25 protein-coding genes are annotated in these 25,155 nt (G+C 49.0%); 22 read left to right on the top strand and 3 right to left on the bottom strand.

What is annotated here, in order from left to right:
• Nucleotides 1-100 precede the first annotated feature (100 nt).
• The gene (gene holA / locus IEX81_RS00295; protein WP_188800639.1) at nucleotides 101-1,114 is read left to right on the top strand and encodes a DNA polymerase III subunit delta; all 1,014 of its coding nucleotides are present in this window, start codon (nucleotides 101-103) and stop codon (nucleotides 1,112-1,114) included.
• A 112-nt stretch (nucleotides 1,115-1,226) separates the two neighbouring features.
• Here the strand turns inward: holA and rpsT are convergent, their stop codons facing one another.
• The gene (rpsT, locus tag IEX81_RS00290) at nucleotides 1,227-1,493 is read right to left on the bottom strand and encodes a 30S ribosomal protein S20 (protein ID WP_188800637.1); all 267 of its coding nucleotides are present in this window, start codon (nucleotides 1,491-1,493) and stop codon (nucleotides 1,227-1,229) included.
• A gap of 221 nt (nucleotides 1,494-1,714) precedes the next feature.
• Between rpsT and gpr the strand changes: the two genes are divergently transcribed.
• From gpr to IEX81_RS00265, 5 genes are all read left to right on the top strand, one after another.
• Complete coding sequence (gpr, locus tag IEX81_RS00285; protein ID WP_188800636.1) at nucleotides 1,715-2,797, top strand: GPR endopeptidase; 1,083 nt, start codon at nucleotides 1,715-1,717, stop codon at nucleotides 2,795-2,797.
• Between the two features lie 93 nt (nucleotides 2,798-2,890).
• Entirely contained in the window at nucleotides 2,891-3,244 is a 354-nt protein-coding gene (locus IEX81_RS00280) for a hypothetical protein (protein ID WP_188800634.1), read from the top strand.
• A 190-nt stretch (nucleotides 3,245-3,434) separates the two neighbouring features.
• Entirely contained in the window at nucleotides 3,435-5,258 is a 1,824-nt protein-coding gene (gene lepA / locus IEX81_RS00275; protein WP_188800632.1) for a translation elongation factor 4, read from the top strand.
• Nucleotides 5,259-5,270: 12 nt separating this feature from the next.
• Nucleotides 5,271-6,398: a radical SAM family heme chaperone HemW gene (gene hemW / locus IEX81_RS00270; RefSeq protein WP_188800630.1), complete on the top strand. Its 1,128-nt coding sequence runs from the start codon at nucleotides 5,271-5,273 to the stop codon at nucleotides 6,396-6,398.
• A 438-nt stretch (nucleotides 6,399-6,836) separates the two neighbouring features.
• Nucleotides 6,837-6,986, top strand: a complete 150-nt coding sequence (locus tag IEX81_RS00265; RefSeq protein ID WP_188800629.1) for an FbpB family small basic protein — start codon at nucleotides 6,837-6,839, stop codon at nucleotides 6,984-6,986.
• Nucleotides 6,987-7,077: 91 nt separating this feature from the next.
• On the opposite strand, the gene IEX81_RS00260 is transcribed toward IEX81_RS00265, so the two are convergent.
• Nucleotides 7,078-7,437, bottom strand: a complete 360-nt coding sequence (locus tag IEX81_RS00260; protein ID WP_188800627.1) for a YhjD family protein — start codon at nucleotides 7,435-7,437, stop codon at nucleotides 7,078-7,080.
• A 277-nt stretch (nucleotides 7,438-7,714) separates the two neighbouring features.
• Here IEX81_RS00260 and hrcA point away from each other — a divergent pair, with 277 nt between their 5' ends.
• The 7 genes from hrcA (at nucleotide 7,715) to mtaB (ending at nucleotide 15,922) form a co-directional block, all read left to right on the top strand.
• The gene (gene hrcA, locus IEX81_RS00255) at nucleotides 7,715-8,746 is read left to right on the top strand and encodes a heat-inducible transcriptional repressor HrcA (RefSeq protein ID WP_188800625.1); all 1,032 of its coding nucleotides are present in this window, start codon (nucleotides 7,715-7,717) and stop codon (nucleotides 8,744-8,746) included.
• A 28-nt stretch (nucleotides 8,747-8,774) separates the two neighbouring features.
• The gene (gene grpE, locus IEX81_RS00250; protein ID WP_188800623.1) at nucleotides 8,775-9,431 is read left to right on the top strand and encodes a nucleotide exchange factor GrpE; all 657 of its coding nucleotides are present in this window, start codon (nucleotides 8,775-8,777) and stop codon (nucleotides 9,429-9,431) included.
• 53 nt (nucleotides 9,432-9,484) lie between these two features.
• The gene (dnaK, locus tag IEX81_RS00245) at nucleotides 9,485-11,329 is read left to right on the top strand and encodes a molecular chaperone DnaK (protein ID WP_188800621.1); all 1,845 of its coding nucleotides are present in this window, start codon (nucleotides 9,485-9,487) and stop codon (nucleotides 11,327-11,329) included.
• 251 nt (nucleotides 11,330-11,580) lie between these two features.
• The gene (gene dnaJ, locus IEX81_RS00240; RefSeq protein ID WP_188800613.1) at nucleotides 11,581-12,717 is read left to right on the top strand and encodes a molecular chaperone DnaJ; all 1,137 of its coding nucleotides are present in this window, start codon (nucleotides 11,581-11,583) and stop codon (nucleotides 12,715-12,717) included.
• Between the two features lie 134 nt (nucleotides 12,718-12,851).
• Nucleotides 12,852-13,796, top strand: coding sequence for a 50S ribosomal protein L11 methyltransferase (gene prmA / locus IEX81_RS00235; RefSeq protein ID WP_188800611.1), 945 nt, complete (start codon nucleotides 12,852-12,854; stop codon nucleotides 13,794-13,796).
• 3 nt (nucleotides 13,797-13,799) lie between these two features.
• On the top strand, nucleotides 13,800-14,567 hold the full coding sequence (locus tag IEX81_RS00230; protein WP_188800608.1) for a 16S rRNA (uracil(1498)-N(3))-methyltransferase: 768 nt from the start codon (nucleotides 13,800-13,802) through the stop codon (nucleotides 14,565-14,567).
• A gap of 2 nt (nucleotides 14,568-14,569) precedes the next feature.
• Nucleotides 14,570-15,922 carry a tRNA (N(6)-L-threonylcarbamoyladenosine(37)-C(2))-methylthiotransferase MtaB gene (gene mtaB, locus IEX81_RS00225; protein ID WP_188800606.1) on the top strand — a complete coding sequence of 451 codons (1,353 nt, stop codon included), beginning with the start codon at nucleotides 14,570-14,572 and terminating at the stop codon, nucleotides 15,920-15,922.
• 40 nt (nucleotides 15,923-15,962) lie between these two features.
• On the opposite strand, the gene IEX81_RS00220 is transcribed toward mtaB, so the two are convergent.
• On the bottom strand, nucleotides 15,963-16,886 hold the full coding sequence (locus IEX81_RS00220) for a Na/Pi symporter (protein WP_188800604.1): 924 nt from the start codon (nucleotides 16,884-16,886) through the stop codon (nucleotides 15,963-15,965).
• Between the two features lie 264 nt (nucleotides 16,887-17,150).
• Here IEX81_RS00220 and rpsU point away from each other — a divergent pair, with 264 nt between their 5' ends.
• From rpsU to ybeY, 9 genes are all read left to right on the top strand, one after another.
• Nucleotides 17,151-17,330 carry a 30S ribosomal protein S21 gene (rpsU, locus tag IEX81_RS00215; RefSeq protein WP_188800602.1) on the top strand — a complete coding sequence of 60 codons (180 nt, stop codon included), beginning with the start codon at nucleotides 17,151-17,153 and terminating at the stop codon, nucleotides 17,328-17,330.
• A gap of 15 nt (nucleotides 17,331-17,345) precedes the next feature.
• Entirely contained in the window at nucleotides 17,346-17,789 is a 444-nt protein-coding gene (locus IEX81_RS00210; protein WP_188800599.1) for a GatB/YqeY domain-containing protein, read from the top strand.
• A 111-nt stretch (nucleotides 17,790-17,900) separates the two neighbouring features.
• Nucleotides 17,901-18,902: a flotillin-like protein FloA gene (gene floA / locus IEX81_RS00205; RefSeq protein WP_188800597.1), complete on the top strand. Its 1,002-nt coding sequence runs from the start codon at nucleotides 17,901-17,903 to the stop codon at nucleotides 18,900-18,902.
• 33 nt (nucleotides 18,903-18,935) lie between these two features.
• A complete protein-coding gene (locus IEX81_RS00200) occupies nucleotides 18,936-19,421 on the top strand; it encodes a hypothetical protein (protein ID WP_188800594.1) in 486 nt (161 codons plus the stop codon).
• A gap of 353 nt (nucleotides 19,422-19,774) precedes the next feature.
• On the top strand, nucleotides 19,775-20,056 hold the full coding sequence (gene yqfC / locus IEX81_RS00195; RefSeq protein ID WP_188800592.1) for a sporulation protein YqfC: 282 nt from the start codon (nucleotides 19,775-19,777) through the stop codon (nucleotides 20,054-20,056).
• 17 nt (nucleotides 20,057-20,073) lie between these two features.
• On the top strand, nucleotides 20,074-21,282 hold the full coding sequence (gene yqfD, locus IEX81_RS00190) for a sporulation protein YqfD (RefSeq protein ID WP_188800590.1): 1,209 nt from the start codon (nucleotides 20,074-20,076) through the stop codon (nucleotides 21,280-21,282).
• A gap of 168 nt (nucleotides 21,283-21,450) precedes the next feature.
• Nucleotides 21,451-22,410 carry a PhoH family protein gene (locus tag IEX81_RS00185; protein ID WP_229727407.1) on the top strand — a complete coding sequence of 320 codons (960 nt, stop codon included), beginning with the start codon at nucleotides 21,451-21,453 and terminating at the stop codon, nucleotides 22,408-22,410.
• 120 nt (nucleotides 22,411-22,530) lie between these two features.
• Nucleotides 22,531-24,681, top strand: coding sequence for an HD family phosphohydrolase (locus tag IEX81_RS00180; protein ID WP_188800587.1), 2,151 nt, complete (start codon nucleotides 22,531-22,533; stop codon nucleotides 24,679-24,681).
• Nucleotides 24,678-25,154, top strand: a complete 477-nt coding sequence (gene ybeY, locus IEX81_RS00175) for an rRNA maturation RNase YbeY (protein WP_188800585.1) — start codon at nucleotides 24,678-24,680, stop codon at nucleotides 25,152-25,154. The genes IEX81_RS00180 and ybeY overlap by 4 nt, the downstream gene beginning before the upstream one ends.
• Nucleotide 25,155 lies beyond the last annotated feature (1 nt).

Raw genomic sequence — 25,155 nt, 5'->3', positions numbered from 1 at the left:
CCGGTCCTAAAGACCGTCCCTTTTTCTCTTGTCAATCGTCTTTCCGGATTGTAAAGTAAATGGTGTAAGGGGGCGACTGAAACTGGCACAGGTCAAACAAATGGATTTGTCGGTCCGGAAACCGCTGGCGCCTGTCTATCTGCTGTACGGAACCCAGGATTATCTGATCCGGCTGGTGAAAAAAAATATTGTTCGGGAAGCATTGTCCGATGAAGAGCGCGATTTTAATTTTTCAAGTTATGACATGCTGGAAGTCCCGATCGAGTCCGCTCTCGAAGATGCGGAAACCGTTCCGTTCATGGGCGAAAAAAGAGTGGTTCTGATAGAAAATCCGTTCTTTCTCACCGCTGAAAAAGCGAAAACAAAGGTGGATCAAGATTTAAAACGGTTTGAACAGTATATTGAACAGCCCTCTCCGGATACGGTCCTTCTGATTGAGGCACATTATGAGAAACTCGATAAACGGAAGAAACTGGTAAAAAGTCTGGAAAAAAAGGCGCAAGTATACGAACTGTCGAAACTCACGGATTCGACAGTTTACCATCTTATGGAAAAAGTTGCGGCCAAGTATGGAGCTGTCTATACAAAAGACGGTCACGAGCAGCTGATTTCCTCGGTCGGACCACATCTGACACAGCTGGCGAATGAGGTTGGAAAATGCGCATTGTACTGCGGCCCGGACAGACCGATTGATAGTCGCGCCGTGCTGGAAATCGGATCGCGTTCGCTCGAAACCAATGTTTTTCTGCTGGTTAATAAGGTGATGCAGAAAAAGACGGCGGATGCGCTTCACCTGCTTCACGAACTGGTGAGGATGAAAGAAGAGCCGCTCAAACTGCTTGCCCTGCTTGAACGGCAGTTCCGCATTGTTTATCAGGTCGCGTATTACCGGGACGCGGGGTACACGCAAAGCAGCATTGCCGGAAAAATCGGAGTTCATCCCTATGCAGTGAAACTCGCCGCCGAGCAGTCGCGTTTATACAATGCGGATGTGCTGAAAAGGGCTCTGGAAAAATGCGCGGAGACGGATTACCGGATAAAAACCGGGCGCGAGGACAAACTGCTTGCACTTGAAATGCTGATTCATTACATCTCTTCAGCTGTTTCTGCTTAAAGAAAAACTTGGCAAAGCGGAGCCCTTAGCGCTGGATGCGCTTTAGTTTTTTTATATTGCTTATTTTTGTATAGAAAAGAGGACCGCTATTCAGCGGTCCCCGTTTTTTAAGTCAGGCGTTCAGTTCATTCAGTTTCTTGGACAATCTCGATTTTTCATGAGCTGCTTTGTTTTTATGAATCAAACCCTTTGAAGCAGCTTTGTCAACCTTCTTTGTTGCGGCAAGAAAAGCTTCTTTTGCAGCCTCGACATCTTTTTCTTCTACTTTCGCGTTGAACGACTTGATCGCCGTACGCATTGCAGACTTAAACTGCACATTGTGCTGACGATTGGCCTCGCCTTTCTTTACGCGCTTAATGGCTGATTTGATATTTGGCATCACATTCACCTCCAAAACCTAAATTCCCGGTCAATCATAATCAAATGGCTGCAGAAACAGTGCCGAAACGGAATCTACAGTCATGTTTAGCTGAGATTATTTCTGACAAACTGTATTGTATCAAAGCCGCACCGCTTTTGCAACGATGAATGAAAAATGTCATGATCGACCATCCTTTTTAAATAGAAGCACGACAACATTGAGTGACGGGGGAATGTTAAATGGCAAAAGAGCTGGACCTGCATGCTTACGGTGTCCGCACCGACCTCGCGATCGAGTCGGATGAAAAAAAATCGTTAATCAACCATGGTGTTGAACTTGAAGAAAAAAATGAGAACGGAATTAAAATTACAAAAATGACGATTAAGCAGGATGCCGCGGTGAAAATGAACAAGAAGCCCGGCGCCTATCTGACTTTTGAAGCAAAAGCGCTCCGTACCGGAGACACGGAGATAGAAGAAAAAACGGAAAAACTATTTGCCAAGTATTTTGCGCAGTTTCTCAAAGATCTGAATATCCCTGAAGATGCCGAATGCCTTGTTGTCGGGCTGGGTAACTGGAAAGTAACACCGGATTCACTGGGGCCGAGTGTGGTCGGGAACATCCTTGTGACGAAACATCTGTTTCATCTTCAGCCAGAAAGCGTTCAGAAAGGCTATCGTCCGGTAAGCGCGATCACGCCGGGTGTTATGGGCCTTACCGGCATTGAGACGAGCGATATTATTCTTGGCGTGATCGACAGACTAAAGCCCGATTTTCTGATTGCCATCGACGCGCTCGCTTCGCGGTCTATAGAAAGGGTCAATACGACCATCCAGGTTTCGGACAGCGGCATTCATCCGGGATCGGGCATTGGCAACAACCGGAAAGAACTCAGCAGAAATACACTCGGTATACCAGTGATCGCTGTGGGTGTGCCGACCGTGGTTGACGCGGTGACAATCACAAGCGATGTGCTGGATCTTTTGCTCAGGCATCTCGAACGCGAGATGAGCGGAACAGAGCCTTCACGCGCGCTCGTCCCTTCGTGGCTCCCATTCGGTGAAAAAGTGGATTACGCTAAGCTGGCGCTTCCGAGCAAGGAAAAAAGGGCGGCTTTTCTCGGCCTGGTCGGTACGCTGAATGAAGACGAAAAAGCTCAGCTGATTCAGGAAGCACTCGGCGCGTCCGGAACCCAGCTGATGGTTACGCCGAAAGAAGTTGATTTTTTTATTGAAAAAATGGGCAATGTTCTGGCCGGCGGTCTGAACGCCGCATTGCACCGACGAGTAAATCAGGAGAATGTCGGTCACTTCACACATTGACCGGCATAAAACTTGTTTTGCCGCATAAAATCCCTGGTGAACAAGCCGTCTGGGGACAAGCTCTTTAACGATGGGCAGGATGGAGTGATGATCATGAAACGGACGATGATCGAGATGCTGATCATTTTTTCAATTCTTATGCTCTGCACGCTTTACGGTGCGGTAACGGTAAGGGATACACAGACCATAAATACACAGAGTACGAACGTTCAGACGACAAACGCGCAGAACGCAGCCGTTCCGGGCAGCAGCCCTTCTTCCGGAACGCAAAACGCCGCACCGCAGGGAACGGTTGGACAGAGCGCCTCTAATATATCTCAGCGTTCCGGTTCCGCAGCGGCAAAAAATACGGGTGATGCGTTTTCGAATAAAGTTTCCCGTCTTTTTCTCTGGGGTGTAGGCCAGGTGGCCGGAATTGTAAAGGGAATGATTCAAGGCTTCGGCTGAGTTTATTCCGAATCTTTTCCGCTCAGGCCGATTTTTTCAAGAGGGGCCCTGTTAATCGCTTTATTCTCCGGCATTTCTGTGCATCAATAGAACCGTTCTCTTCGTTCCGGTTTTTTCCGCGTTGAAACGGGGTGGTCCGATTGTTATAATCGAACATAAGCAAGGTGTTTTTGGAGCAGGAGGAACACAGATGGCAGAGAACATAAACAGCCGGCAGTCGCACATCCGCAATTTTTCAATCATCGCCCATATCGATCATGGCAAGTCGACTCTGGCCGACCGCATACTGGAAGCGACACAGGCGCTGACGAAGCGGGAGATGAAGGAGCAGACACTGGACGCGATGGACCTGGAGAGGGAACGCGGAATCACAATCAAGCTGAATGCCGTTGAATTGACTTATAAAGCGCCGGACGGCGAAACCTATATTTTTCACTTAATCGACACGCCGGGGCACGTCGATTTTTCTTATGAAGTCTCCCGGAGCCTCGCGGCATGCGAAGGCGCCCTGCTTGTCGTGGACGCCGCTCAGGGGGTTGAGGCTCAGACACTGGCAAACGTCTATCTGGCCTTAGAAAATAATCTTGAAGTGATTCCTGTGATTAATAAGATTGATCTCCCGAATGCCGATCCCGATCGAGTGAAAAAGGAAATAGAGGATGTGATCGGCCTTGATGCTTCCGAGGCGGTTCTTGCCTCTGCAAAAACGGGAATCGGCACTGATGAGATTCTGAAACAGATTATCGAGAAAATTCCGGCGCCGCAGGGAGATCCTGACGCCCCTCTTCGCGCACTGATTTTCGATTCACTCTATGATTCATACAGGGGCGTTGTCGTGTATGTGCGGATTGTTGACGGAACGGTCAAGGTCGGCGACAGAATCAGGATGATGGCCAGCGGAAAAACGTTCGAAGTCACCGAAGTGGGCGTGTCCACGCCGAAAATTGAAGCCAGGGATCGGCTGTCCGTCGGTGATGTCGGTTTTCTGACGGCTTCCATCAAGTCGGTTCACGATACACGGGTCGGCGATACGGTCACTCATGCGGACCGGCCGGCCGCTGCGCCGCTTCCGGGTTACCGGCGAATGAATCCGATGGTTTACTGCGGCCTTTATCCGATCGATACCGCTCGATACAACGATCTTCGGGAGGCGCTCGGGCGTCTCGAACTGAATGACGCGGCGCTTCAATATGAACCGGAGACGTCCGAGGCGCTTGGATTCGGATTCCGGTGCGGCTTTCTCGGACTGCTGCACATGGATATCGTTCAGGAGCGTCTTGAACGGGAATTCAATATTGATCTGATTGCTACCGCCCCGAGCGTGATCTACAAGGTCGGACTGACCGACGGATCGACGGTCAGCGTCGGCAATCCGTCGGAAATGCCCGAACGGAAATTTATTGCTGAAGTTGAAGAGCCCTTTGTCAAGGCGACAATCATGACGCCTAATGATTACGTCGGTGCGATTATGGAACTTTGCCAGAAGAAACGCGGTGAATTTAAAAATATGGAATATCTGGATGAGAACCGGACCAATGTTATTTATGATTTGCCGCTTTCAGAAATCATGTATGATTTTTTCGATTCGTTAAAGTCCAGCACGAAAGGCTATGCGTCCCTCGACTACGAGATGAACGGTTACAAGGCCGGCGATCTGGTCAAAATGGATATTCTTCTGAACGGGGAAAGAGTGGACGCGCTTTCCGTCATTGTCCACAAAGAATTCGCTTTTGACCGCGGTAAAGCGATTGTCGAAAAACTGAAAGAACTGATTCCGCGCCAGCAATTTGAAGTGCCGATTCAGGCGGCGATCGGCCAGAAAGTCATCGCGCGTTCAACGATCAAGGCACTCAGGAAAAATGTTCTGGCGAAATGCTACGGCGGCGACGTTTCGAGAAAACGCAAACTGCTGGAGAAGCAGAAAGAGGGAAAAAAACGGATGAAGGCGGTCGGAAGTGTCGAGGTGCCTCAGGAAGCCTTCATGGCGGTGTTCAAAATGAGCCAGGATGATTAAGGGGGAGTGCAGGTGACAAGAGGTGCGTATATCCACATCCCCTTTTGCGATCATATCTGCTTCTATTGTGATTTTAACAAGGTTTTTATTAAAAACCAGCCGGTTGACGATTATCTTCTGGCGCTGGACCGGGAAATGGCGCATTACGCGTCAATGGGTCCGGCAAAAACGATCTATATCGGGGGCGGGACACCCACAGCGCTCGATGAAGAACAGTTTGAGCGGATGCTGGACAGTGCGGACAGGCATTTCATGCATTCCGGGATTGAAGAATTTACCGTGGAAGCCAACCCTGAAAGTATGACCGATGAGAAGCTTTGCCTGATGAAAAAATACGGGGTAACGCGTCTGAGTATCGGTGTGCAGTCTTTCGATGACGGGCTTCTGAAGGCGATCGGCCGCGCCCATGGAGCCGAGGATGCCAAAGAGGCGGTCAGACGAGCCGAGGATTCAGGTTTTGATAACGTCACTTTGGATCTCATGTTTGCGCTGCCCGGCCAAACAGAAACGTCATTGCAGGAGTCGCTTGAAGCAGCGGCCGCGCTTGGAACGCCGCACGTCTCAATTTATTCCTTGCAGATCGAGCCGAAAACCATTTTTTTCAACCGCATGAAGAGCGGCAAACTGCGGCTTCCCGGAGAAGATATCGAGGCGGATATGTACGGCCGCATCATTTTCGAGCTTGAGAAACACGGCCTGCATCAGTATGAGATCAGCAATTTTGCAAAATCCGGTTATGAAGGCATCCACAATTCGTTGTATTGGCATAACGAAGAATACTATGGGATCGGGGCCGGTGCCCACGGCTACGTCGACGGCAGAAGGTACGCCAACGCCGGACCGATTAAAAAATATATCGGACTGGTGGCTGAGCGCGGTTATTCGGAAACCTTGTCTCACGAAGTAACGAGCCGTGAGAAAATGGAGGAAGAAATGTTTCTCGGTCTCCGGCTTCTCAAAGGTGTCAGCAAGAAGCGGTTCCAGGAGAAAACAGGCCGCCCGATAAAAAGCATTTACGGCGAACAGATCGAACGGCTGAAGGCGCAGGGGCTGCTGAAAGAAAGCGGAGACCGGGTGGCTCTGACAAAAAAAGGGGTTTTTCTGGGGAACAATGCCTTTGAGGCCTTTCTGCTGTCCTGAAGAAATTCAGCGGGGTCACCTGCCGCACTTCATAAATCCGAAAGACCGTATATGATGTTTATGACTTCTTTTCCTAACGGATGAGAGGTCATTTTTGTCATTGAAAAAGCATCCACGAACAAAGCGGGCTGATAAGGAATACCCGGACATCACTTAAAGACGATGGAAAGTTATTGATTAAAAAAATAGCATTGGCTCCTCCATCGCCAATACCTGTGATGGCCACATGTACCATCCACTCTGACTTTATTGTAAATCACACATATTAAAAACAGTTTAACACCGGGTTAAGAAAGGATGATACATACGATAACGTCGCGTGCAAATCGCGCCTTGAACCCGTGCTCATGACCGCCGTCAATTTTTACAAAATTTTAATTTTTTATTAATGCTATATGTTTATAATAGACAAAGTAAAAAACAGAGAGGATGCTCAAGATGAAAAGAAAACAGTCATATATTCAACTTGTACAGACAAACAAGTCCGAAATATTGGGCGACAAAGAAAAACTGGAAATGATCGACAGGATCATCGAACAAAGGCGCATAAAGGGAAATAAAAAGCAGGTAAATCGGCTGGAAAAATAAAAGAAAAAGATGAGGAGGCTGCGAACGGGCGGGCTCCTTTTTCACACAAGCAAACCGGGAAGCGGCACGGGGAGGCAAGCAGACGCTGCCGTCACAGGTATTTGCCGATTCGTCTGTTCACCCGTTCATTGGCGTCCGGCCTGGAATACTGTACATGAAACAGCTGCCCTCTCATAACGGCATCATACTGAAGCCAGCTCATTCTCGTCATCCGAATGTGATGATCGAAGATTTCATTTTTATTTGCTCTGATGTCCGCTCTGACTTTACGGATCGCCTGATCCATAACCATCTGATAGGATGATTTGAATTTGAGCGGTGCGGCATCAAGCACCTTCTTGTCATGGTCAAGTGCCATACAAACGAGTGGAAGGAAAATATAGTCATCGACCATTCTTTCTTCGTCCGCACTCATCTGCTTATCGGATCGAAAAGAATCAGACAGATTCATGGGATCACCTTTTTAATTAAATTATAGCGAATATATGTTCTTGTTGCAAAATAATTTTTTTGACTTCATTCTGACCAGAAAAATACGATCAGCTGCGATTATTGTTATCGATACATTTTTATAAGATAGATGGATGAATGTATAATGATAAACGTTGATTATTCGTGTTTTTTGTCAGATGAAATGTCCTAAAACATTGACAAATGGGCGGGAAGTTGTTAAATTTTAATGTAGAATTAGCACTCGGATAAAGAGAGTGCTAACAGAGGTGATAAAGATGTTAACAGAACGCCAGTTGTTTCTGCTGCAGCTTCTTGTTAATGACTATATTCTCTCTGCCGAACCCGTGGGGTCCCGTTCGATAGCAAAGCGTGACGACGTTCATTATAGTCCGGCGACGATCCGGAATGAGCTGGCGGATTTGGAGGAGATGGGTTATCTGGAAAAGACGCACCTGTCTTCCGGGCGGGTGCCTTCGGAGAAGGGATATCGTTTCTATGTGGATCATTTGCTTTCGCCCGCCATGCTGAGCGATAAAGAGATGCATGATATCCGCAAGACGTACCGTCAGCAGTTTGCAGAGACCGAAGAACTGATCCGGGTTACTGCCAAGCTGCTTTCCGAATTTACGAATTATACCGCGATTATGCTTGGACCGGAATTGCTTGAGACAAAACTGAGGCACATTCAGCTGATCAGACTGTCAGAGAGTCAGGGTGTAATGATCATCGTGACCGATACCGGACACGTCGAAAACAGGCTTGTGTCTTTTCCAGAAGAAATCAGAGCGGAGGATATTGAGAAAGTCGTCAACGTTCTGAACGAAAAGCTGAATATGGTTCCTTTGTATCAGTTGCAAAGCCGCCTTGAGACAGAAATCAGAGACGTGCTGAGGCAGAATGCTAGCAGCTATGAACGCGTGATGTCACTCCTCAGCGAAGGTCTGACGATCAGCGATCCGGAAAAAATTTTCTACAGCGGCAGGAGCAAGATGCTGGCACAGCCCGAATTTCAGGATGTCGATAAAATCATCTCGCTCTTCAATGTATTTGAAGGAAAAGAAATTGTCCGTGAACTGATGAGCATGCCTTCTGAAGGTTTGCATATCCGGATTGGCGGGGAAAACAGGCTGGTCGGAATCAAAGACTGCAGTCTGATAACGACAACTTATTCGGCCGGCGGGGAACATCTGGGCACAGTCGCCGTGATCGGTCCGAAGCGCATGGCCTATCCCCGTGTTGTCACTTTGATTGACGTTTTATCCAAGATATTGACAAAAAGTTTGAACGACAGGAAAAGCAAGGAGTAGAACGTCGTATTTTTCAGGAGGTGAGCCTATGGCTAAACAGACGAATGAAGAGATAAAAAAAGATAGGGCAGGAAATACTGAAGATCAAATGGTTCAGCCCGAGGAAGAAAAAAAGAAAGACACTGCTGTACCGGAAGCAGAGGATGCAGCGCAGGCTCAACCCGAGGAAACGGCAGAGGAAAAAGCTGCGGACCAGCCCGATGCGGAATTACTTGCCAAAAAGGTCGGAGAATTGACGGCCGAGATCGAATCGCTGAAGAAAGACAGTGATGATTTGAATAACCGCTTGCTTCGCGCGCAGGCTGATTTTGAAAATTTCAGGAGGCGCACGAATAAAGAAAAAGCTGATGCGAGAAAATACCGCGCTCAGGATCTGGCATCGGACCTGCTGGAAATTCTGGATAATTTTAAGCGGGCGCTGGATGTAGAGACTACGTCTGAGGACGGATCGGCTCTGAAAAAAGGTATGGAGATGGTACTGGGCAAATTCGAGACGGCGCTCAAAAAAGAGGGTGTTGAAGAGATTGACTCTCTTGGAAAACCGTTCGATCCAAATTTTCATCAGGCCGTGATGCAGGAAGAAAGCCAGGAACACGAGGCCGGAACAGTTATTCAGGTGCTTCAGGCGGGCTATACATTGAATGGACGGGTCATTCGTCCGGCAATGGTTAAAGTCAGTGCCTGATTTGCGGGCACTGCTCAGTACTATGTTTCTAATATACTTAGGGGGAAATAAGAATGAGTAAAATCATTGGTATCGACTTAGGTACGACAAACTCTTGTGTGGCGGTTATGGAAGGCGGGGAACCCGTTGTCATTCCGAATCCCGAAGGCGGCCGTACAACACCGTCTGCTGTCGCTTTCAAAAACGGTGAACGTCAGGTCGGCGAAGTAGCCAAACGCCAGGCGGTCACAAATCCGAACACGGTGCTCTCGATCAAGCGCCATATGGGATCCGATTATAAAGTTGAGATTGAAGGGAAAAAATACACGCCGCAGGAAATTTCTGCGATTATTCTGCAGAAGCTAAAATCGGATGCCGAAGCTTATCTCGGGGAATCCGTGGAAAAAGCGGTCATTACCGTTCCTGCTTACTTTAACGACGCGCAGCGCCAGGCAACAAAGGATGCCGGCAAGATTGCCGGCTTGGATGTTCTCAGAATCATCAATGAACCGACGGCGGCATCGCTTGCTTACGGCCTGGATAAAGGCGAAGATCAGACGATTCTTGTCTTTGACCTTGGCGGCGGTACTTTTGACGTGTCGATTCTTGAACTCGGGGACGGCATTTTCGAAGTCAAAGCCACAGCCGGCAACAACCGTCTCGGCGGGGATGATTTTGACCAGAGAGTCATTGACTATCTGATCGATCAGTTTAAGAAAGATAACGGCATTGATTTGTCCAACGATAAAATGGCGCTTCAGCGGCTGAAAGATGCTTCCGAAAAGGCCAAGAAGGAACTGTCCGGCGTCTCTCAGACTCAAATTTCTCTCCCGTTTATTTCAGCTGACGCTACCGGGCCGAAGCATCTGGAAATCAACCTGACACGCGCAAAATTCGACGAACTGACTGCCGATCTCGTGGAATCGACGATGGGACCGGTTCGCCAGGCTCTGTCCGACGCCGATATGACCATGGACGATATCGATAAAATTATTTTGGTCGGCGGATCGACGCGTATACCTGCGGTTCAGAACGCAATCAAAAACCTGACCGGCAAAGATCCGAGCAAGGGTGTCAATCCGGACGAAGTCGTTGCCGTGGGTGCGGCGATTCAGGGCGGCGTGCTGACAGGGGATGTAAAAGACGTCGTGCTGCTTGATGTTACCCCTCTTTCCCTTGGCATTGAAACGATGGGCGGCGTGTTCACAAAACTGATCGACCGCAATACAACGATCCCGACGAGCAAGTCACAGGTCTTCTCAACGGCGGCCGACAATCAGACAGCTGTTGACATTCATGTGCTTCAGGGTGAACGCCAGATGGCCGCTGACAATAAGACACTCGGCCGTTTCCAGCTCAATGACATTCCGCCGGCTCCGCGCGGTGTGCCTCAGATCGAAGTCACTTTTGAGATCGATGCGAACGGGATTGTCAATGTCAAAGCGAAAGACAAAGGCACAAACAAAGAACAGTCGATCACCATTAAATCTTCATCAGGCCTGAGTGAAGAAGAAATCGACAAAATGGTCAAGGACGCTGAAGCGAACGCCGATGCCGATAAAAAACGCAAGGAAGATGTCGATCTGCGAAATGAATCGGATCAGCTGATTTTTTCAACAGAAAAGACACTGAAGGATCTTGGCGATAAAGTCGACGGATCAGAAAAGGCGAAGGCAAACGATGCCAAGGATAAGCTGAAGAAAGCACTTGAAGGCAAGGATATCGAGGCCATCAAGAAGGCGAAGGACGAATTGAATGAAGTCGTTCAGCAGCTTTCCGTTAAACTGTATCAGCAGGCGGCTCAAAATGCCCAGGGCGCGCAGAACGCGGGCAGCTCAAACGGCAAAAAGAAAGATGACGATGTCGTTGATGCCGATTATAAAGAAGTCAACGATGACGACAAGAACAAAAAGAACTGATGCAGCGTAAGCTAACATCAGCATACATTGATGATTGATTGAGTGATTGAAGGATAAAGTCGAAGTCAGGCACGGGTCTTGGCTTTGGCTTTTTCTTGCTTAACCGCCAGTCCGGATGTTATGATTTATTTTATACGATTACAAGGCGAAAAATGTCAGCTGAAAATAAGAGGAGCACTTAAGCTAAGCCGCGACCTAGGGCCTGGCTTTGCCAGGTTTTCTATATGTGAAGTCATTTCGGGAGTGATTTGATGAGTAAACGGGATTATTACGAAGTCCTCGGGGTGAGCAAAGATGCCTCGAAAGACGAGATTAAAAAAGCTTTTCGGCAATTGGCGAGAAAGTATCATCCCGATGTAAACAAGAGTGCAGATGCAGAAGAAAAGTTCAAGGAAGTCAAAGAAGCCTATGAGGTTCTAAGCAATCCGGAAAAAAAAGCGAATTACGATCAGTTCGGTGAAGCCGAACCGAACCAGGGCGGGTTTGGCGGATTCGGCGGCCAGGGATTCGGGGGTTCTGATTTCGGTGGATTCGGCGATATCTTTGATCAGATTTTCAACGGCGGATCCAGGAGGCGCGACCCGAATGCGCCGAGGCAGGGAGCCGATCTGCAGTATGAAATGTCGATCACCTTTGAGGAAGCCGCTTTTGGCAAGACAACGGAGATCAGGATTCCAAAGGAAGAAACGTGCTCAACATGCCATGGAACAGGAGCGAAGCCGGGTACAAAACCGGAAAGCTGCTCGCATTGTCACGGGACCGGACAGCTGAACACCGAACAGAATACGCCTTTCGGACGTATCGTTAACCGGCGTGTATGCCCTTATTGTCACGGCACCGGGAAGGTTATCAAGAGTCCTTGTCATACGTGCAGCGGTGCCGGCAGAGTGAAAGTCAACAAGAAAATTGAAGTCAAAATCCCGGCGGGAATCGATGACGGCCAGCAGATCCGCCTGTCCGGGCAGGGCGAGACGGGAGTGAACGGCGGTCCTTCAGGGGATCTCTACATCGTCTTCACCGTCAAGCCCCACAAATTATACCGTCGCTCTGGTGACAATGTTTTTCTGGAAGTACCGCTCAGCTTTGCCCAGGTTGCTTTGGGGGATGAAATTGAAGTGCCGACACTTTACGGAAAAGTCAGCCTCCGGATACCTGCAGGGACGCAGACTGGAACGAAATTCCGCCTGAAAGGAAAGGGCATCAAAAATGTCAGAGGGTATGGGCAGGGCGACGAACATGTAACGGTAAAAGTGGTCACGCCAAAACATCTGTCGGAAGAAGAAAAGACACTTTTCAGGAAGCTCTCGCACCTTTCGGGCGGTTCGCCGGATCAGGAAAACGAAAGTATTTTTGACAAAGTGAAAAAAAAGGTGTTTAAGGCTGACTGATTGGGCGGGAACAACCTGAGAAAAAGAGATGATTTTTCGGCCAGCAGGCGTCCACTTTTTATAAAATAATCGGAGGATTGACCTTTCTCCGGGTTTTGAGCCATCTTTTAGACGGAAACGGAGTTTAAGCACTTATGAAATGGTCGGAGATTTGTATTCATACAACCGAAGAAGCCATTGAACCGATTACAAACATTCTTTACGAAGCGGGTGCAGGCGGCGTTGTGATCGAAGATTCTCATGATCTGCAGAAGGAATGGCCCCAGGGAAACGGTGAGGTTTATTCACTTGATCCGGCTGATTATCCGGCTGAAGGAGTCAATGTGAAAGCCTATCTGCCTGTGAACAGCTTCCTCGGCGAAACCGTCGCGGAAATCAAACAGTCGATAAACAACCTTCTTCTTTATGAAATTGATCTGGGAGAAAACCGCCTAACGTTCAGTGAACATAACGAAGAGGAATGGGCTACAGCCTGGAAAAAATATTATAAGCCGGTCACAGCCGGCAGGCATTTTGTCATTACCCCGACATGGGTTGACTATCATCGGGAGTCGGAGAAACGGCAAGTGATCGAATTGGATCCGGGGATGGCCTTCGGTACAGGAACGCATCCGACCACCGTACTTTGTCTTGAAGCTCTGGAGCGGTACATGCCTAGAGGTGCGAAAGTACTCGATGTCGGCACAGGCACAGGCGTGCTGTCGATCGGCGCGGCAAAATTGGGTGCCGGTGAAGTCCTGGCCGTTGATCTCGATCAGGTGGCTGTTCAGTCGGCGCGGCTGAACGTGAAATTGAATAAGGTCCAGGATATTGTAGAGGTCAGGCAGAATAATCTTGTCGATACGATTGAACCCGGCTTTGATGTCATCGTGGGCAATCTTTTGGCAGAACTTGTTATCCGGCTCGTCAAAGAAGGCGCGTCCCGCATCATGAGACCGGATGGACTGCTGATCGTTTCCGGCATTATTAAGACAAAAAAGGATCAGGTCGTCAGGGCGCTCACTGCGTCCGGTTTCCATGTGTTTGACTGGCCGGAGAGCGGAGACTGGGTGGCTTTGATCGCCAAGAAGGAGCCTTGAGCATTGCAGAGATATTTTGTTCCCAAAGAGCAGTTTGACGAGTCCGGTGTGCGCATAACCGGAGAAGATGCCAGGCATATCCGGCGGGTCATGCGAATGAATGTCGCCGATACGATTATCTGTGCCAATAACAAGGGCGATGCTTTTCTCTGTAAAATTAAGGCTTTTGAGGATCAGAGCGTTATTGCGGGGATCGAATCCGTACTTACATCGGAATCGGAGCTGCCCGTCCGTATCACGATTGCGCAGGGCATACCAAAGGGCGATAAATTTGATACAATTGTTCAAAAAGGAACGGAGTGCGGAGCGGCAGCCTTTATCCCCTTTCATTCCGAGCGGACGGTTTCGGTCTGGCAGAAAGAGAAAAGTGAGAAGAAACGGCTTCGTCTGCAACGGATTGCCAAAGAAGCATCCGAACAGACTCACCGCCTGCTCATACCGGAAGTTGAACCTTTGATGACACTGGATCAGCTGTTGATTTTCAGTGAGCGGTTTACCTGCAAGGCGGTGGCTTATGAAGAGACGGCAAAAGCGGGTGTTCAGTCCGGTCTGCCGTCATTGCTGAGAAATATGAAGGCCGGGAACAGTTTGATCATGGTCATTGGTCCCGAGGGGGGTCTTTCCCCTAACGAGGCCGAACGGCTGAAGCAGTCCGGCTTTCTTTTATGCGGTCTGGGCCCGCGCATATTGAGAACGGAAACCGCCGCTCTCTACTTGCTGTCCTGTGCGTCCTATCATTTTGAATTATTACAACGTGAGGTGGATCGATAAAAATGCCTTCTGTCGCTTTTCATACATTAGGTTGTAAAGTCAATCATTATGAAACGGAAGCCATATGGCAGCTGTTTCAGAAACAGGGTTATGACCGCAAGGATTTTGAAAAAACCGCCGATGTCTACGTGATTAATACGTGTACGGTTACGAATACCGGCGATCAAAAAAGCCGCCAGGTTATTCGCCGCGCGATCCGCAGCAACCCTGACGCCGTCATCTGTGTGACCGGTTGTTACGCTCAGACGTCTCCGGCGGAGGTTCTTTCGATACCGGGTGTGGATATCGTTGTTGGCACGCAGGACAGAAGCAAACTGCTTGACTATGTCGATCAATACCGCAAAGAGCGCGAACCGATCAACGGAGTCGCGGACATTATGAAAGCGAAGGTCTATGAAGAACTGGACGTTCCCGTTTTCAGCGACCGGACTCGGGCGTCCCTGAAGATCCAGGAAGGCTGTAATAATTTCTGTACGTTCTGCATTATTCCCTGGGCGCGCGGTCTGCTTCGTTCCCGGAAACCGGAGAATGTGCTGAAACAAGCGCAGCAGCTTGTGAACGCGGGCTACCGGGAAATCGTCCTGACCGGCATTCATACAGCGGGCTACGGCGAGGATATGGAGAATTACAGCTTCGCGCAGCTGCTGAGTGATTTGGAGATGAACGTGGACGGCCTGAAAAGGCTGCGTATCTCGTCCATTGAGGCGAGCCAGATTACCGGCGAAGTGATTGATGTAGTCAATCAATCCCATGTTATGGCCAGGCATCTGCACATCCCGCTCCAGTCCGGGTCGGATGGTGTTTTGAAAAGGATGCATCGCAAATATACGACGGCTTTCTTTGCCGATAAGATTGCCGGCCTGCGAAAGGCCCTTCCGGATTTCGCACTGACTTCAGACGTCATCGTCGGATTTCCGGGAGAAACGGATGAAGAATTTGAAGAAACCTATAACTTTATTCGTAAGCTGAAGTTCGCGGAACTTCATGTGTTTCCCTATTCTCAAAGAACCGGTACGCCTGCCGCCCAAATGCCGGATCAGGTGCCTGTCCATGTGAAGCATGAACGTGTGGAGCGTCTGATTGAACTGTCTAACAGACTTTCGGAAGAATATGCGGCAAAATACAAAGACAGCGTGCTGGAAGTCATTCCTGAAGAACCGCTTAATCATCATGAACAGGACGGGTACTTCGTCGGGTTTACAGACAACTATTTGAAAGTTAAATTCCGTTACCCTTCCCATGATATTGTTGGAAAACTGGTCCGTGTCAAGATCACCAAAACGGGTTACCCGATCAATGAAGGCTCTTTCGTCCGTGTTCTCGATGATGACGAACAGCCGGCAACGACATACTAAGCAGGCGGAACAGGAAATGGGCTGTGTCCGGAGCCGCGGCTCATTTTAATTGAGTTCTCTCCACCCAGCGCCCGTACGGACCGGCAAGAGGAACGGCAAGAAGAGCTGTAATCAGATTGAACAGGACAGAGGAATGCGCAAGTGCAGTCCGACCGCTGCCAGCGATGAGCAGCGAAAAATCGCTCATCGGATGAATGAACGGAAAGAAAAGCAGGACGCTCAGCACGTTGAACAGAATATGTGTATAGGCCGTCCATCTGCCGGCTCTGCCAGCGCCGAGACTCGCAATATAGGTTGTCACGCATGTTCCGATATTGGAGCCGAGCATAATGGCAATCGCCGAGGGAAGCGACAGAATTCCGTGATCGAGAAATCCCATACAGACGAGCGTCGTTGCAGAACTTGACTGGATAATCGCTGAAAAAAGCGTCCCGACGACAACGGAAAAAGACAAGTTTCCATTGGCATCCGAGAGCAGGCCGGATATGAACGGCGACCGGACAAGCGGTTCGGCAAGCGAGCTGAAGCCGGCCATCGAAGCAAAAAGACAGCCGATTCCGAAAAACAGCGAACCGATTGAAATACTGTGGCGGAAGGGAAGGCACATGATCATGAGACCGGCAACAAGCAGTACATAGTGGAGCGATCCCATGGGCAGCGCGGCAATTTCACCGGTGAGTGTCGTTCCGATGTTGGCCCCGAGTATGATGCCTACCGTCTGTGAGAAGCGCAGCGCATTCGCGCCGATCAGTCCGACTGTAATGATCGTTACGGCGGAACTGCTCTGCAGCAGAATAGACGCCAGTGTCCCGATTGCCAGACCTTTCAGCGGCGTGTCGGCCGCCCGCTCCAGAGTGTGCCGCATTCTGTCGCCGACAAGTTCATGCATGCCTCCGGTCATGACCCCCATGCCGAGCATAAAAAGGAGAATATAGAGAATAAAGACGAGGACCTGATGGTTCACCACTGATCACCTCGTCCTATTCTATTTAAAAGGCAGTTTTTCCATGACTTAAAAATGGGACACGTTCTTTTTACTGCCTGATCGGACAGGCATGACTGAAATTTTCATGGACTTTTGTATCTTTCCGAAAAAGAAGTCCGTCCTTCAGCCGGGAGAAAGCCATTGGTTTTAATTTGATCATTTATGGTCTATCGTATATAATGTCTAGTGACATGCAGAGATGTCATTTTAAGTTGTTGTGCTTTTGGAGGGAGGGAAACATAGATGGTCGAGACAAGGGTTCGGAAAAATGAATCGATTGAAGATGCTCTTAGACGTTTTAAACGGTCGGTTTCTAAATCCGGGACTTTAGCGGAAGTGAAGAAACGGAGGAACTACGAGAAACCGAGTGTAAAGCGTAAGAAAAAATCTGAGGCTGCGCGCAAAAAACGTCGCAAATTCTGAGAAGGAGTTTTATAAATGAGCCTTGTTGATCGTCTGACAACAGACATGAAGCAAGCGATGAAAGCGAAAGATAAAGTCAGGCTTTCCGTCATACGCATGATCAAAACATCGCTGCAGAATGAGTCGATCAAGAACGGTAAACCGTTATCGGAAGACGAGGCATTGGCGGTTCTGACCCGAGAGCTTAAACAGAGGAAAGACTCCCTCCGAGAGTTTGAGAATGCGGGACGGCAGGACCTTGTTGACGAGGTCAGCGAAGAAATTGCAATCGTTCAATCCTATATGCCTGAACAGTTATCTGATGATGAGATCCTGTCCATTATAGATGAAACAATTTCTGAAGTCGGTGCCAAATCAAGTGCAGATATCGGCAAAGTGATGAAGGCTGTCATGCCGAAAGTGAAAGGCCGTGCCGACGGAAGCCAGATCAACCGTTTGGTGCGCACAAAATTAAGTTAAAGATCGGAAGCTCTGTTTGCTTGGAAGACAAACAGAGCTTAATTATTAAGTCGAATTTAATTCCCTTTTTTCAAAAAAAATAGAAAATCTACGAGGTAGGGGCTGAGGGTTGTGTCAACGTCTACAGTTAGCGTTTTAATTATTGCCGCACTGATTATTATCGCAATTGTGGTTCTCTTTACTTTTGTACCGGTGATGCTCTGGATATCGGCACTTTCTTCCGGAGTCCGCATCAGCATCTTCACATTGATCGGCATGCGCCTCAGAAGAGTCGTTCCGCGCCGCGTCATTGATCCGCTGATCAAGGCAACCAAGGCAGGGCTTGATCTGCACACCAACCAGCTGGAAAGCCATTATCTGGCCGGGGGCAATGTGGACCGCGTGGTCAACGCATTGATTGCAGCGCACCGCGCAAATATTGAATTAACCTTTGAGCGGGCGGCGGCAATCGATCTGGCGGGGCGGAATGTGCTTGAGGCCGTCCAGATGAGTGTGAATCCGAAAGTTATTGAGACGCCTTATATTGCCGGTGTCGCCATCAACGGGATCGAGGTCAAGGTCAAGGCGAGAATTACCGTCCGGGCCAACATTGATCGATTAGTCGGAGGTGCCGGAGAAGAAACCGTCCTAGCCCGTGTCGGAGAAGGTGTCGTCAGCACAATCGGCGCGTCGCATACACACAAAGATGTTCTGAAAAATCCGGATACAATTTCTAAAACCGTTCTTCAGAAAGGGCTTGACGCCGGCACGGCATTCGAGATTCTCTCCATTGATATTGCCGATGTCGACGTCGGCAAGAACATCGGGGCCTTTCTGCAGACCGAACAGGCTGAGGCGGACAAAAACATCGCTCAGGCAAAAGCGGAGGAACGCCGTGCGATGGCTGTGGCCAGTGAGCAGGAGATGCGTGCACGCGTCGAGGAAATGCGTGCAAAGGTGGTTGAAGCGGAATCGGAAGTACCGCTCGCCATGGCCGCTGCACTCAAAGAAGGAAAACTCGGTGTTATGGATTATATGAACTACAACAACATCAAGGCGGATACCGAAATGCGCCATGCATTCGGCAACAATGGGGAGACCGGCGACAATTCTTCAGGCGATGAATATAAGTAATCGTGTTCTGAGCGGGAAGGGGGTGTTCGGCTGATGGGATTTGTCTGGATTATATTTGCCGTGATCGCTTTTATTTTTTATGTTGCGAGATCGGTGGAAAAGCAGAACGCGCAGGAGAGAGCGCGGCGTGAAGCAAGGAGAGGACGGCGTACGGCCGTATTCCCGCCTGCAGATCAGGCTCAAGGAGAACGGCACCTGTCCATGACTTCCGAAGAGAATGCCGAGAATGGCGAACCTGATACAGAACCGCTACGTGAGCGTACCACGGGAAGCACGGAACGGAGAACGCTTCTTCAGGAAGCAAGCGATCGGCTCGCCCGGTCGGAACAAAAAACAATGCCCTCCTCCAGACGGCGTATTCCTGGTAGAAATGTTTCCGGAACTTCTTCTGAAAAAGTAAGACCCGGATGGACCGGAGACCGGCGCAGAGTCCGTCAGGCTTTTCTTTTTGCTGTGTGCATCGGCAAACCGCGGGCACTTGAACCGCATGCTTACTTCAGAAAACGGAACACTCACTAAAAAATAAAAATTCATAGAACAGTAGACAGCGCTTTAGACAGCCCGGCAGCACATTTAGATTCAGTGAATGTGCCGCCGGATTTTTTATTGTCTGGGAAATTATCAAATATCGACTTGTGAATAACTGTCCTTTAACTTTCTGCAGAACGCTCAAGGGAATCCGAACCTAAACATATATCGGCCGTTGCGGAAAAATATCGGTCTTCAAAAAAATCTTCTTTTGTTTTTTATTTCTAGGGAGTGTTCAAAAATGTTTCGCTTTTTTCGGACTGTATTCCATGACGAATGATCAAGATTCAGTGTGCTAGGAGGACTGACTGGTACATAAGGTTGTAAAGAGGTGGAGAGAGATTATGAAAAAATGGACCGCTCGGTTTAAGAAATGGTTTGCGGCTGTCTCCGACATACCCGCCGATGTTGTGATGGACTTACCGAGAATCACACTGATCGGTCAGTTTCATCTCTCTATAGAGAATCACAAAGGGGTTCTGGCATTTTCAAAAAACGAGCTGAAACTGGCGGTACAAAACGGCCAGCTTCACATCACCGGTGAAGAGTTTGTTTTAGAAACCATTCTGGAAAAAGAGATATATCTTGAAGGCCGCGTGAAGGATGTTCGGTTTGTCGATGACTGAAAGGGGGTGCGGTGGTATTGAAACATCAGATTCAGCGTACAGGAGGCTATCTGAAAGCGGCTATTACGGGTGCGGAGACCGAGCGGTTTATTACCCGCTGTGCTGAGGAGGGCATCCGGATGTGGCAAGTCAGGCGCAAAAATGAGACAACCCTCATTTGCTATATTGAGCTTACTGAGGCGGGAAAATTAAAAAAAATACTTAAGGAAACCGGAAGCCGAATGCGTATTCTGGATAAAAAGGGGGTTCCATTCCTGTGGGGAAGCATCAGATCGCGTCTCGGAATGGTCGCGGGGCTGTTCTTTTTTTTGGTGCTGTTATTGACTTTGTCGAATATGGTATGGGATGTTGAGGTGAACGGCGCAGACCCGAAACTCGAAGAGCAGATCCGTTCATTATTGAAGAATGATCATCTTTATGTCGGCTCTCTTGAGTTTTTCGTCCCTGCAACCGATCAGCTGGAATCCAAATTGTCCGCAAAGCTGATCAATGTCACATGGATCGGTGTTTCACAGGATGGAACCAGCTATCGAATTGATGTGGTTCAAAAAAAATACCCGAAAAAGATAGAAACAGCGGGGCCCAGAAATCTTGTCGCCGCAAAACAGGCGGTCATACACAATATGTTTGTTGAAACCGGACAGCCTGTCGTCGAAAGCAATCAGTTCGTCAAACCCGGACAGATTCTTGTTCTCGGCAGAATTGGAAATGAAAACGAACCGAAATTTGTCTCTGCCAATGGGAAAGTCATCGGTGAGACATGGTACCAGTCCGAAACTGCCATACCGATGAAAAGCCGTTATACTCTGTACACGGGGAAATCGGCCACTCAACATCGCCTCGTTTTTTGGGGCTGGTCTCTACCAATCTGGGGATTTAAAGCAGAATCGTTTAAGAACTACGATAAAGAAGTCATCCGCAAGCCGCTCCGCTTTCTGATTTGGGAGCTTCCCGTTTCCTACGAGCAGATGCTTTACAGAGAAAAACAAACGGTTATGCGCAGCCTGAAGGAAAATGAGGCACTTAGTGAAGCAAAGGAAACGGCAGAAAAAAAGTTATTGAACGAACTTCCCGACGATTCGGAAATTGTCTCTTCGACAATTGAAGATAAGCGGATGGAAAGCGGCAAGCTGACCGTTCGAATCCATTATATTGTCTATGAAAATATTGCCATTCCGCAACCGATCGATCCGGCGAAAGAACAGAAAAACATGAAAGCGAAATAAATAAGCGCTCCGGAAACGCAAATACTTTGTCTTTTCTTTCCAAGATATCGGCTTTCCGCATGTAAAAAACAGGGCCCCAGGCTTTGAGTGAAAACCGATTGGAATTTAAACGCTCACGTATGGTAAAATGAGAAAAAGTGATCTGATTTTGAGGAGGACAATTAGAGCTTGCCAGAACGCCAATTATATGGGATTTCTATAGACTGGGATAATGTAAATGAAGCGCTGATGCTGTTTGGTCCGGGGGATGCAAACCTGAAGATTATCGAAAAGACGCTGGGGATTTCCATCGTGACGCGCGGCGGTGCGGTCAGTGTCTCTACAGAAAATCAGAGCGATGTCCGGAAGGTTGAGCAGGTACTCAGGGCTCTTTTGCAGTTGATCCGGCGCGGCATTTCCATCTCGGAACGGGACGCCGTCTATGCTCTGAAAATGGCTGAGGACGGCCAGCTGGATGCATTCGGCGATTTGTATGAAACGGAAATCACGACCAATGCGAAGGGGAAGCCGATCCGCGCTAAAACACTCGGACAGCAAAAATATATCCAGGCCATCAAAAAACATGATATGGTGTTCGCCATCGGCCCCGCCGGAACAGGGAAGACCTATCTTGCCGTTGTAATGGCCGTCACCGCTATGAAGGCCGGAAAAGTGAAGCGTCTGATTCTGACCCGGCCTGCTGTGGAGGCGGGAGAAAGCCTGGGGTTCCTTCCGGGCGACCTAAAAGAGAAAGTGGATCCTTACCTTCGCCCCCTCTATGACGCACTCCACGATGTGCTGGGCGCAGAGCATACGCTTAGGCTGATCGAAAGAGGAACGATCGAGATTGCCCCGCTGGCCTACATGAGGGGGAGGACACTGGAGGATGCTTATGTTATCCTCGATGAAGCCCAGAATACGACTCAGGAACAGATGAAGATGTTCCTGACCCGCCTTGGTTTCGGCTCGAAAATGATCATTACGGGCGACGTGACTCAGGTAGACCTTCCGAAAGGAAAAAAGTCGGGGCTGAAGACGGCCAGAGAATTGCTGGCGAATATCGACGGCATTGCTTTTATTGACCTGCACAGTACGGATGTCGTCCGTCATCCGCTGGTACAGAAAATTATTCGGGCCTACGGAGACTGACAGATCGGCCGGCAAACAGAAATGGATTTTTCCTGAGAGGAAGGCCCGTTTCCGGAAAAAGGCTATGGCCATCTGTTCATCGGTGACTTACTTCATCAGCAAAGTTTTGGAGGCAGCGCAATGACACCATCGTTCCTTATTAAAGGTCAGCTGAAAAAATTTTTTGCCAGGTATGTCGCCAATTGGGGGATTTATGCGATTGTCGGTATTGTTCTTTATGTACTGATGATCGGCAGTGTTATGCCGAAAAATCCCAATGTCCGTCTCCATGAAATTGCGCCGAGCGATATTCAGTCGCCGATCGATGCCGTCGACACGCAGGCAACGGAAGCAAAAAAACAGGAAGTGATGGGGGCGACCCCTTCCGCTTATGTATATAACAGCAATCTCGCCCTTATTCAGGTTGAGAAAGCCGGAGACCTTTTTGATACGGTCTCCTCAATAAGAAAAGAAAATAATATAACGGCGCAGTCGACTCCTGCAGAGCTGAACGCCGCCATTCAGAAAGTTTCCAACAGACTGTCTCCATCGCCGGACTTCAAAATTTCAGACACGACACTGAAAACGCTGATGACGGCATCGGACCATAATCTTCAAATTGCCCAGGACATCACAAGCACAAGCATCTATGAAGCAATGAGCGGAAAAGTCGGCTGGAATGATCTGGAGAGCGTGCAAACGAAAGCCTCGGCTTCGCTCCCATCCTCCGTATTGGACGACAGTATGCGAAGCGCGCTGAACGAAGTACTGCGCGCCTATATCACCGCCAACTACACCTTTGATCCGACGGCAACAAAACGGAACAAGCAGGAGGCTGCCAATAACGTCAGCAATATCGTCATTCACCAGGGGGAAGTGATTGTCAGAAAAGGCGAACTGGTTACGAGTGATATGATCAGGCAGTTGAATCTGGTCGGACTAATGGACGAACACTTTAATATTATTCCGTTTATCGGCCTGCTATTACTTACCTCATTCATTACAGCCGTGATCTGGTTCGAATTTCATCGGTTTAAAACAACGAGTGAGAAAACGCCATTAAAATACCTCGGCGTTTACGTTCTGATTTTTCTTGGTATGGCCGCGATCATTAAAATCTGCAGCTATCTCAGACTGGCAAATGTCGCCGGATTAGCAGATGTCATACCGATCGCCCTCGGCCCTCTTTTGATCCGTATGCTGCTGAACGAGCGTATGGCCATTGTTTCAAGTATGCTTCTCTCTCTGGTCGGAAGCGTGATATTCGGGATCAGTGTGAAAGCCTCTCTCTTTGACGCGCCGATGGGCATTTATCTGCTTTTTTCTTCGCTCGCCGGGGCAATGGTACTAAGAAGGAAGCAGACCCGTCCAAAGATTTTCCTGACAGGCGGAATGATCGCCTTTGTTAATGTGCTGGCTGTCCTTTCCCTGATGATGTTTCAAAACGCGCCGTTTTCGCTTTCCGGAACGGGGATGACCCTGGGCTTCGCTTTTCTTTCAGGTTTCCTGTCGGTGATACTGGCGAACGGCGTGATGCCGCTGTTTGAGGCTGGATTCGATATTTTGTCGCCGATGCGGCTGATTGAATTGTCCAACCCGGGCCAGCCCCTCCTGAGAAAAATATTGCTCGAGGCGCCCGGAACTTACCATCACAGCGTCATGGTGGCTAATCTTGCGGAACGGGCATGCGAAGCGATCGGAGCGAACGGTCTTCTTGCCAGGGTTGCCGCGTATTATCATGACATCGGCAAAACGAAACGCCCGAGGTTTTTTGTTGAGAATCAACTTGATGGAGTGAATCCGCACGAGAAGATTTCTCCTCAGCTGAGCCGGACGATTATCTTTTCTCATCCTTATGACGGGGCCGATATTTTGCGCAAACATCATATGCCAAAGGAAATTATTGACGTTGCCGAACAGCATCACGGCACAACACTTCTCCGCTACTTCTATGCAAAGGCTCAGGAGCAGAGCGACCAGCCGATTCCGGAAAGCGAGTTCCGCTATCCGGGTCCGAAGGTGCAGACGAGGGAGGCGGCCGTCGTTGAACTCGCCGACAGCATCGAAGCGGCGGTGCGTTCTATGAAAAAGCCGACGCCGGTCAAGGTGGAGAATCTGGTGAAGAGCATTTTCAATGACCGCCTGAGCGACGGTCAGTTTGATGAATGCGACATCACGCTGAGCGATTTGAAAAAAGTCGAAAAATCGATAGATGAGACACTGAGGGGTGTCTATCATTCGCGTATTGAGTATCCAAAAGAACTAAAAATGAAAAAGGTGGACGAGAAATGACGATGACGATTGACATGCATGATGAGACGGGCGAGGTCACCGATGGGCTTCAGCAATGGGTGATCCGGCTGATCGACCATGCTGCTGGCGTGCTGGATCTGAAGGGAGAAATCGAATGCTCTCTGACTTTCGTCACGAATCCGAGGATTCAGGAAATCAACCGTGCCTATCGCGGGATCGACAAGCCGACAGATGTGATCTCTTTCGCTCTGGAGGAAATGGAAGAGGACGAGGTTCCGATTATATTGGAGGAAGGGGAACCTCGCGTCCTGGGCGACATTATCGTTTCGATCGACAGAGCCCGTGAACAGGCCGAAACCTACAACCATTCATTTGAGCGTGAACTCGGGTTTCTCATCATACATGGTCTGCTACACCTTCTTGGCTTCGATCATAACACGAAAGCGGAAGAAGAGGAAATGTTCGGTCTTCAGGAAAACATCCTTTCTTCTTTTGGATTGAAAAGGATCTGAC

It is taken from the genome of Sporolactobacillus putidus, assembly GCF_014647035.1.
Taxonomy (GTDB): domain Bacteria; phylum Bacillota; class Bacilli; order Bacillales; family Sporolactobacillaceae; genus Sporolactobacillus; species Sporolactobacillus putidus.
This window is presented reverse-complemented; position numbering and strand designations above follow the sequence as displayed.